Source organism: Syntrophothermus sp. (assembly GCF_013314835.1).
Taxonomy (GTDB): domain Bacteria; phylum Bacillota; class Syntrophomonadia; order Syntrophomonadales; family Syntrophothermaceae; genus Syntrophothermus; species Syntrophothermus lipocalidus.
Map to the genome: position 1 here is coordinate 1 of NZ_JABUEX010000074.1, position 8,415 is coordinate 8,415.

General features: G+C 50.9%; 7 protein-coding genes. All 7 read right to left on the bottom strand.

Annotation, left to right across the window (positions count from 1 at the left end):
* Positions 1-289: 289 nt before the first annotated feature.
* From spoIVB to dxs, 7 genes are read right to left on the bottom strand one after another with little or no spacing between them, the layout of a single operon-like run.
* Positions 290-1,624, bottom strand: a complete 1,335-nt coding sequence (gene spoIVB / locus HPY90_RS13810; protein WP_013174626.1) for a SpoIVB peptidase — start codon at positions 1,622-1,624, stop codon at positions 290-292.
* Entirely contained in the window at positions 1,621-3,417 is a 1,797-nt protein-coding gene (gene recN, locus HPY90_RS13815; RefSeq protein ID WP_287195331.1) for a DNA repair protein RecN, read from the bottom strand. Before recN ends, spoIVB begins: the two co-directional genes overlap by 4 nt.
* A gap of 27 nt (positions 3,418-3,444) precedes the next feature.
* On the bottom strand, positions 3,445-3,900 hold the full coding sequence (gene argR / locus HPY90_RS13820; RefSeq protein WP_013174624.1) for an arginine repressor: 456 nt from the start codon (positions 3,898-3,900) through the stop codon (positions 3,445-3,447).
* The gene (gene mnmM / locus HPY90_RS13825) at positions 3,900-4,481 is read right to left on the bottom strand and encodes a tRNA 5-(aminomethyl)-2-thiouridylate-methyltransferase MnmM (protein WP_287195333.1); all 582 of its coding nucleotides are present in this window, start codon (positions 4,479-4,481) and stop codon (positions 3,900-3,902) included. The genes argR and mnmM overlap by 1 nt, the downstream gene beginning before the upstream one ends.
* The gene (locus tag HPY90_RS13830; protein ID WP_287195335.1) at positions 4,478-5,299 is read right to left on the bottom strand and encodes an NAD(+)/NADH kinase; all 822 of its coding nucleotides are present in this window, start codon (positions 5,297-5,299) and stop codon (positions 4,478-4,480) included. The genes mnmM and HPY90_RS13830 overlap by 4 nt, the downstream gene beginning before the upstream one ends.
* Positions 5,296-6,108: a TlyA family RNA methyltransferase gene (locus tag HPY90_RS13835; protein ID WP_287195337.1), complete on the bottom strand. Its 813-nt coding sequence runs from the start codon at positions 6,106-6,108 to the stop codon at positions 5,296-5,298. The genes HPY90_RS13830 and HPY90_RS13835 overlap by 4 nt, the downstream gene beginning before the upstream one ends.
* Positions 6,095-8,008 (bottom strand): 1-deoxy-D-xylulose-5-phosphate synthase, encoded by a 1,914-nt coding sequence (gene dxs, locus HPY90_RS13840; protein WP_287195338.1) that lies wholly within the window; start codon positions 8,006-8,008, stop codon positions 6,095-6,097. Before dxs ends, HPY90_RS13835 begins: the two co-directional genes overlap by 14 nt.
* Positions 8,009-8,415: the final 407 nt, after the last annotated feature.

Genomic DNA, 8,415 nt, shown 5'->3' on the forward strand with positions numbered 1-8,415 from the left:
TTGTCGTCGGCTAATACGACATTTATTGGATTATCTAGCATATTCACAGCCAATCTTCCCCTCCCTTTTTCTAAGATTAGATATTCATAATTTTACCTATCGAAGTTTATTGTGTTCTTCGACGTCCGCCTCGAACTTTCCTCTTCAATCCTTACCGCAAATTCGCCCAGGATCCTACATGACAGGCAGCTCGATACCATTAAATGCCATGCATTCTTGCAACAAGAACGTTTCAACTGCCTTTATTAAAGGCCCGAGCTGGAAATTATTGGGTTTCTTCTTGATTATACTAGCTCGCATTTTGTCGAAAATTTTTTAACCCGCTCCCCATGCTTTCCAGTTCCTTCAGCATGCTGTCCATAAACGTTCCGTAGCCGCGCTGAGGGTCATTCAAGAATACGTGCGTCACCACTCCCACGATACGATTATCCTGAATAATCGGGCTGCCGCTCATTCCCTGGACTATCCCACCCGTGACCGAAAGCAGTCTTGGGTCTGTGATCCGAATCACCATTCCTTTACCGTTCTGTCGGCTCGGATATACCTTTTCGATGCTTATGTCAAAAGACTCTATCTCGTTCCCGTTTATAACCGTAAGGATTGAAGCCTTTCCCTCCCTGACTTGATGAGCATAACCGACTTCGAGCGGATAAGCAAAGAGCGGGTTCTTTACTTCTTGCGTTGTCCCAAATACCCCGGCAAAGGTGTTCTTTTCGATATCCCCTGTCAAGAGACTCTCGGGATCAAACAGCCCTATCTTCTCTCCTGGTCGACCAGGTTGAGCAGGGCGAATGGTTTGAACGGAAGCGCCTACGATTTTGCCCTGGCGAACATCGATTCCCTTTCTGGTATCGACGTCGGCGATTATGTGGCCTAAGGCCGCATATCTACCGGTAAGCGGATCCCAGAAGCTCAAAGTTCCAACCCCGGCGACTCCGTCTCGCACGTACAGGCCAATGCGATAGCGGTTGGTTTCTGAACAAAAGCTAGGGGAGACTTCTACTTTGACTTGGTTTTCGCCTCTCTTCAATGTTAGGTTTAGAGGCTGATTCTCCTTACCCGCCTGATCTATGAGTTCTGCCAGTTCGGTTTCGGTATAAACCGCACGTCCGTTGACGGCGATTATCACATCCCCGATTTCAACCCCTTCTTCCTTGGCCGGATAGTCCTTCTCCCCGCTTTGGTCTAGCACAGGTGCATAGCCCACTACCATGATTCCTCGAGATTTGAGAAGCACACCTATTGAATGACCTCCCGGCACCAACCGTCGCGGGGCCAGGGATTCAACTTTTATCGACTTCAAAGGTATGTTCCCCAGTTTGAGCTCTACATCGGCTTGTCCGGGCCTTAGCGCAAGTATATCGTAACTTGTTTCCTCTTGGTCCACCGTCACGGGTTGGTCGGAAGGCGGCGAAAATACGGTGCGCGAAGGTCCGCGCACGCTCACTTCAAAGGCACTCCGTAATCGTGCCGGTACTTGTAAAGGAAGAGTAAGTTTTTCTCCTACTACAATACTTTGGGAATCAGGTAACGAAAGGATGGTTCGAACGGGGGGATACAACGAGCACACTGCTACTGCTAGTGCAAGCAGGATACCGCATACCTGCCGATAAGTTGGACTCACTCAACTTCACTCCTAGGGAGGTTATCGACAGGTTTAATTTGTCCTTTTGGACTTTGTTCTATGCCCGCCTTGCGGATTTTCCTTTTCAACTCAATGCCCGAAGTCAGAATCTCACGGGCATGTTGAAATGACACAAGGGATGGGGGGTCACCCGATAACATCCTGGCAATTTCCGAAACCCTCTCCTCTTGATCGAGCTTCCGGGCTTGGGTAACGGTTACCCCTCTTTCTACCGATTTTTCTAAAAGAAAGTGCTCATCAGCCAAGCCTGCGATTTGGGGCGAATGAGTGACAAGCAACACCTGGTGATAGAGAGAGAGCTCGAACAGTTTCTTGGCCATGGCGTTGAGGGCACTGCCTCCTACCCCTACGTCGATCTCGTCAAAAACCAAAGTAGGAACATCATAAGCTTCGGCCAAAACCTTTTTCAGAGCCAGTATCAGCCGGGACAGTTCCCCGCCCGAGACCACCCGCCCCAGGGGCTTAGGTTCCTCTCCCGGGTTAGCCGAAAACATCAGGGTTACCTGGTCGATCCCCTCTCGGCCCCACGTCTCGACGGGAGTAACCTTTACCTCCAGTCTTACCCCAGGCATACCGAGTTCCAAAAGCTCTTCGCACACCCGAACCTGCAACTTTTGCGCGGCCTTCTGCCTCTGTTCTGATAGTAGTCGGGCTTGATGCAAATAAGCCTTCTCCAGGTCCCGGACATCGTTTTCCAGCTCCTCAATCCTGGCCTCACTGCCTTGCAGATGCTCGCTCTTGCGCCGTGCTTCTTCTAAGAAACCGAATATTTCCTCGATGCTGCTCCCGTACTTCTTCTTCAAGCGGTTGATGGTTTCCAACCTCTCTTCGATGCGTTCCAACTCCTGCGGGTCCGCTTCCAAGTTCTTTTGAAAAGCCGCTAACTTGTCCTTGATATCCTCTAGGTTATAAAGACAAGTTTCCAGCAAAGAATAAACTTCCGCCAAACAAGCATCATCCCGGACTTCTTGAGCCTTTTCTATAGCCAGCGCTACCAGGTCATACGCTGATTGGTAACCTGCTCCTCCATATATAAAACTGTAAATATCTTCCGTTCCCCGACGGAGTCTTTCCGCATCGCGCAGGCGCCTATATCTTTCTTCTAATTCCGCATCTTCGCCCCTAGCCAGCTGCGCCGACTCTATTTCTTTTATCTGGAACTGAAGAAAATCGAGCTCTCTTAGTCTTTCTTTTTTCCCTTCAACCAGCTCATCCAGTTCTTTTCTTATCTCATGCCATCGGTCGTAAAGCCTCCGAACCTCCTGCAATAGAGGGTTGATTGAAGAACCGAACCGGTCTAAGTAGTGCCGGTACATTCTGGGCTCAAGCAGCAGTTGGTTGGCTTGTTGCAAGTGAATATCTACCAGAAACTCGCCCAAGGACTTCAAGCGGCTGACAGTTACGGTACGCCCGTTAATCCTGACCGTACCACGTCCTGCCTCACCTATTTCCCGTCTCAGAACAAGATAATCGTCTTCTTCTTCGATAAACCCTTCCTGGACAAGGTATTCTTTCAAAGAAGAGTTTTCTAACGAGAACACGGCTTCTACCACCGCTTTTTGAGACGGGTCCCTCACCAGATCAGTGCTCATGCGTTCACCGGTGAGAAGCCCCAAAGCGTCGATGACAATGGATTTGCCTGCCCCCGTTTCTCCGGTAAACACGTTCAACCCCGGGCCGAATTCCAGCCTCAATTCCTCAATGAGTACGAGATTCCTGATGTAAATTTCGCGCAGCATCGGCGTACTCAAACCCTCCCAGTAACGCTCCACTATGAAAGAGCCACCACCGATCCAGAACTACTTTTCTCCGATGAGCTCCTTGAAACGGCCAAATACCTGTCTCAGATACTTGCGCGCCTTCATTACAACCAAAATGGTATCGTCACCAGCTACAGTACCGAGTACACCTTCGATTTCGGAGTTATCGATAGCTGAGGCTACCGCTTGCGCGGTGCCAGGCAAGGTCTTGATGACGATCAAGCTTTCATTTCGCTCTACTGCTACTACAGCGTCGGCAAAAAGGCGTTTCATGCGGTCGTACGAGTAATGCCCGGCTGCCGACTTGGGAACAGCATAACGATAGCCCCATTCATCCGGCACCTTGATGAGTTTTAGTTCTTTAATATCCCGGGAAACCGTAGCCTGGGTCACTTCGAACCCCCTACGGCGCAGTTCCTCGCACAGCTCGTCCTGCGTCTCCATACGTTGGTTGGACACGATGTCGATGATCGCGAAATGTCTCCTGGCTTTCATCAGGTGTCACCCCTGTTCTTCCCGACTGCGATAAGCTGGGGAGGATGGTGGACTTGATTGATGTAACAGCTTTGCATAACGCTGAACTCGTGTTGAGGCAAACCTCGCACATAACTCAACAGCGCTTCCAACTCCTCGACCCCCCCAGGATGGCCTGTGTAAGCTACTACCGTTACCAGCCCTCCCGGGACTACTGCCGACAGAATTTCCCGCATCGCTGCAATCGTAGTCTCGGGACGGGTAACCACTCGCTTATCCCCGCCCGGAAGATAACCGAGATTAAACATCGCCGCTTTTACCGGTTCTCTCAAATAATGGCGGATCAAAGAGTGGTCATCTCGAACCAATGTGACCCTGGACCCCAAGCCTTCCTTCTGCAGCAGACTCTTGGTGCGCTCCATTGCCAGCGGCTGAACGTCTATAGCCAGAACCTTTCCTTTTTCCCCAACCAAACGGGCCAAAAAGACTGTATCCTTCCCGTTGCCGCAGGTGGCGTCTACCACAAAGTCTCCCTGTTCCACCACCGTATGTATCAACACGTGGGCCATTTCTACGGCGTTTTTGGGCCAACCGCTTTTCATGCCAAACTGCCTTCCCCCCGCCTGAGTCGGGCCCCTAGCGCCTCTGCCAGGGTCTTGTCTTTCATCTTGACCAGCCTGGCAACCGTATCGGCCCTGGTTATCTCCACCATCTCTCCCGGTTCCATCGAAACCTCAACCTGCCCGTCCACAGTCAGACCAGCTTTGCGCAAACCTGTCACCTGCATCCTGATAACACTGTCCGCAGGCATAACCAGCGGGCGACTAGACAATGAAAATGAATTAATGGGAGTCAGAAGGAGTGCTTCCACCTCTGTCAGTATCACTGGACCACCAGCTGCTAGCGAATAGCCAGTCGACCCTGTTGGTGTTGCCACTATGAGCCCATCTCCGCGAAAGAGGCCCAACGGTTCGCCATTTATTTCGACCGATATCTCGACCACCCTGGCGGTTTCCGCCCGCAGCACCGCATCGTTCAGCCCTAGGTATGAGACGGGTGATCCCCCGGCCGGCATTATTGTTACCTTTAGCATGAGTCTTTCTTGCACTGTATAGTCCCGGGCCAACAAACGAGGCAGATACTGGTCCAGGTCTTCGGCACGTAGTTCGGCCAGAAAACCAACTTGCCCCAGGTTTACTCCGAGGATAGGTATTTCTTGAGGACCATACTGGCGAGCTGCCCGCAGAATAGTACCGTCACCTCCCAGTATCACAACCACATCCGGCCTTGCACCCGCATCGGGTGGGACTTCATCTTCCGTCCAAGCCACGGCCCCATAACTGCGTAACCTGTTCGCAAGATTGCGGGCTAAGACACGTGCTTGTTCTTTAGTGCTCTTAAAAACGATTTTTATATTCATCCTGTGTCCCCCAATTGCCTGTGGGCATTCTCTACAACCCTTTCTATGTCACGGGCAGAAACGGCTTGCCCTTGCCCGTCTTTCACGAGGTACAAAAAATACTCGATGTTTCCTTTCGGCCCAGTCAAAGGGGAATAAGTGACCCCTCGTACCGACAACCCAAGCCCGACCGCCGATTCAATGACTTTTAATATCACGTGGTTATGGGTTTCGCGCGAGCGAACGACCCCTTTTTTTCCCACCTGGTCACGGCCAGCTTCGAATTGGGGTTTCACCAGGGCAACTATTTCTCCTCCCTCGCGTACCAGGGAAGATACCGCCGGCAAAACTTTCCCGAGAGAAATGAAAGACACGTCTATTGTGACAATGTCTACCGGCTCTCCCAGGTCTTCTAAAGAAAAATTCCTTATATTCGTCTTCTCCTTAACCAGTACCCGTTCGTGGTTGCGCAAACGCCAATCCAGCTGGCCGTAACCGACATCCAGAGCAACCACCGAAAGGGCTCCGTGCTGCAGCGCGCAATCCGTAAAACCGCCGGTAGAAGCTCCAACATCCAGAACCCTTTTGCCCGTAAAAGAAAGACCGAAATCTCGGATCGCACCTTCCAACTTCAGCCCTCCGCGGCTCACATAGGTAAGCCCACCTTCCAACACCACGATATTCGCATCTACCGGAACCTTGGTACCAGGCTTATCTACCCGGTTCCCGTTTACCACTACTTTCCCCGCTAGGATCAAGGCTCTAGCCTTCTCCCGGGTGGGCGCTAGTCCTCGGTCATGTACAAGGGTATCTAACCTACTTTTCACCAAATCTCAATATCCTCCAGCCTCCGGTTCGCGTCAGTTCCGGCCACGTTTCCATCACCTTGGCTACTATACCGCTTGCATCCATCCCTAACTCGCCGAAAAGGGCATCCACACTGCCGTGTTCTATAAACCGGTCCGGCACTCCTACACGCAGAATATTGCAGTGCCTTCTCAGATCAGCAGCCATCTCAAGCACAGCCGATCCGAATCCTCCTTGAAGAACGTTATCCTCGATCGTAACCACTCTCTCGAATTGTCGCAACAGGCTTCCCAACAATTCCCGGTCAAGAGGTTTGACGAACCGGGCATCTACCACTGAGGCCTCGATCCCTTGCTCCTGTAATATCTCGGCCGCCCGAAGGGCCAAGCCCACGCCCCGGCCAATACCGAGAAAAAGCATATTTCTTCCCTCTCTAATGATGCGAGCTTGAGGTAGATGAATAAGCTTCCTTTCCTTCTTGACTCCTACGCCCTCCCCGCTTCCCCGCGGGTAACGCACGGCCACCGGCATGTCATAACTGAAAGCCGAATAGAGCATATCGGCTAACTCGTTTTCATCGGAGGGAGCCATAACTACCAGGTTGGGAATATGCCGCAGGTAAGACAGGTCAAATACCCCGTGGTGAGTAGGCCCATCTTCCCCCACCAAGCCTGCTCGATCAACTGCGAATACAACCGGCAGGTTCTGGAGACAGACGTCGTGGACGATCTGGTCATAAGCTCTTTGTAAAAACGTCGAGTAGATGGCCACAACCGGCCGCAAACCCATGCGGGCCATCCCCGCAGCTAGTGTCACAGCATGCTGTTCACATATACCCACATCAAAAAACCGGTCTGGAAAACGACGAGCAAAATCACTCAATCCGGTGCCGCTGGTCATGGCTGCGGTTATCGCCACTACCCGAGGGTCTTGGCTCGCCCTCTGGACCATGAAGTCGCCGAACACCTGGGTATAAGTTACAGAAGCCGGTTTCAATGGTAACCCAGTATCAACGTTAAAAGGCCCGATACCGTGAAATTCATCTGGTTTGGCTAAAGCCGGCTCATATCCCTTTCCTTTCTGGGTTATAACATGAATAAGCACCGGACCCTTCATTCCGCCGGTTTTGCCCAAAACAGTAATCAAGTCCTGCAGGTTGTGCCCGTCAATCGGACCGATATAGGTAAATCCTAGCTCTTCAAAAAGCATTCCCGGAACGATCAGGTACTTTAAAGAGTCTTTGAGTTTCTCTGCCACTCGGACGATGTTCGGTCCAATCCCCGGAATACGTTGTACCCAGCTTTCGATTTCTGCCTTGCGGCGAAAATAGGCGGGATCGCTCCGCAGATTACTCAGATAAGTGGATAAAGCCCCTACATTTCGAGAGATCGACATCTCGTTGTCGTTCAGCACAACCGTAAGGTCACATCCCTGGTGCCCGGCGTGGTTCAAGGCTTCAAAAGCCATGCCCCCGGTCAAAGCACCATCCCCAATAACCGCTACGATCCTGAACCTTTCCCGTTGCAGGTCTCGGGCCAACGCCATTCCCAAGGCTGCAGAAATAGATGTGCTGCTGTGACCGGTATTGAAAACATCGTATATACTTTCCTCCACCTTAGGAAAACCGCTCAACCCTTTAAATCTACGCAGGGTGTGAATCTCGTTCTTTCTTCCAGTAATTACCTTGTGAGTGTAGCACTGGTGCCCCACATCCCAAATTATTTTATCCCTAGGCGTATCGAGCACGTGATGGAGAGCCAAAGTTAGCTCCACCACACCCAGGTTAGCTGCCAGATGCCCTCCATTTTCTGCTACCGTGTTCACTAGAATCTCTCGGATCTCACCCGCCAGCTCTTCAAGTTGTGGTACTTTTAAATTTTTCAGGTCAGACGGGGAATCGATGGTGTCCAAAATACGCCCCAACAGTTCCGCCCCCTTAAGGAAGCTTTAACTTATTTGATTTAGACGCTGATTAACGCAGAGCTTTTTAGAGATAGCCACAGATGTACACGGATTTACACTGATATACACAGATTTTATTATAAACCAGGTGATTTTCTTGATGCTGAGGAAAGAAAATAGTCATCAGCTCTTCAGCCATAACACCGGCTTGATACAGGAAAGTGCACCTCAAACTAATCAAAAATAACGATGTCACTGTGCATTTGGTAAGAAATCACTATTCCCAGAGCCAGGAATCAGCGGGTCTGTCAAGTTATTTGTGTAAACCCCATTTAGTAACTAAATCATAGGTAGGGCTCGACTCTTTCCTTGAACAGGATTATCAGTTGGGATAGAATCAATCCCCAGTTCTTAATCGAAACAGTCCA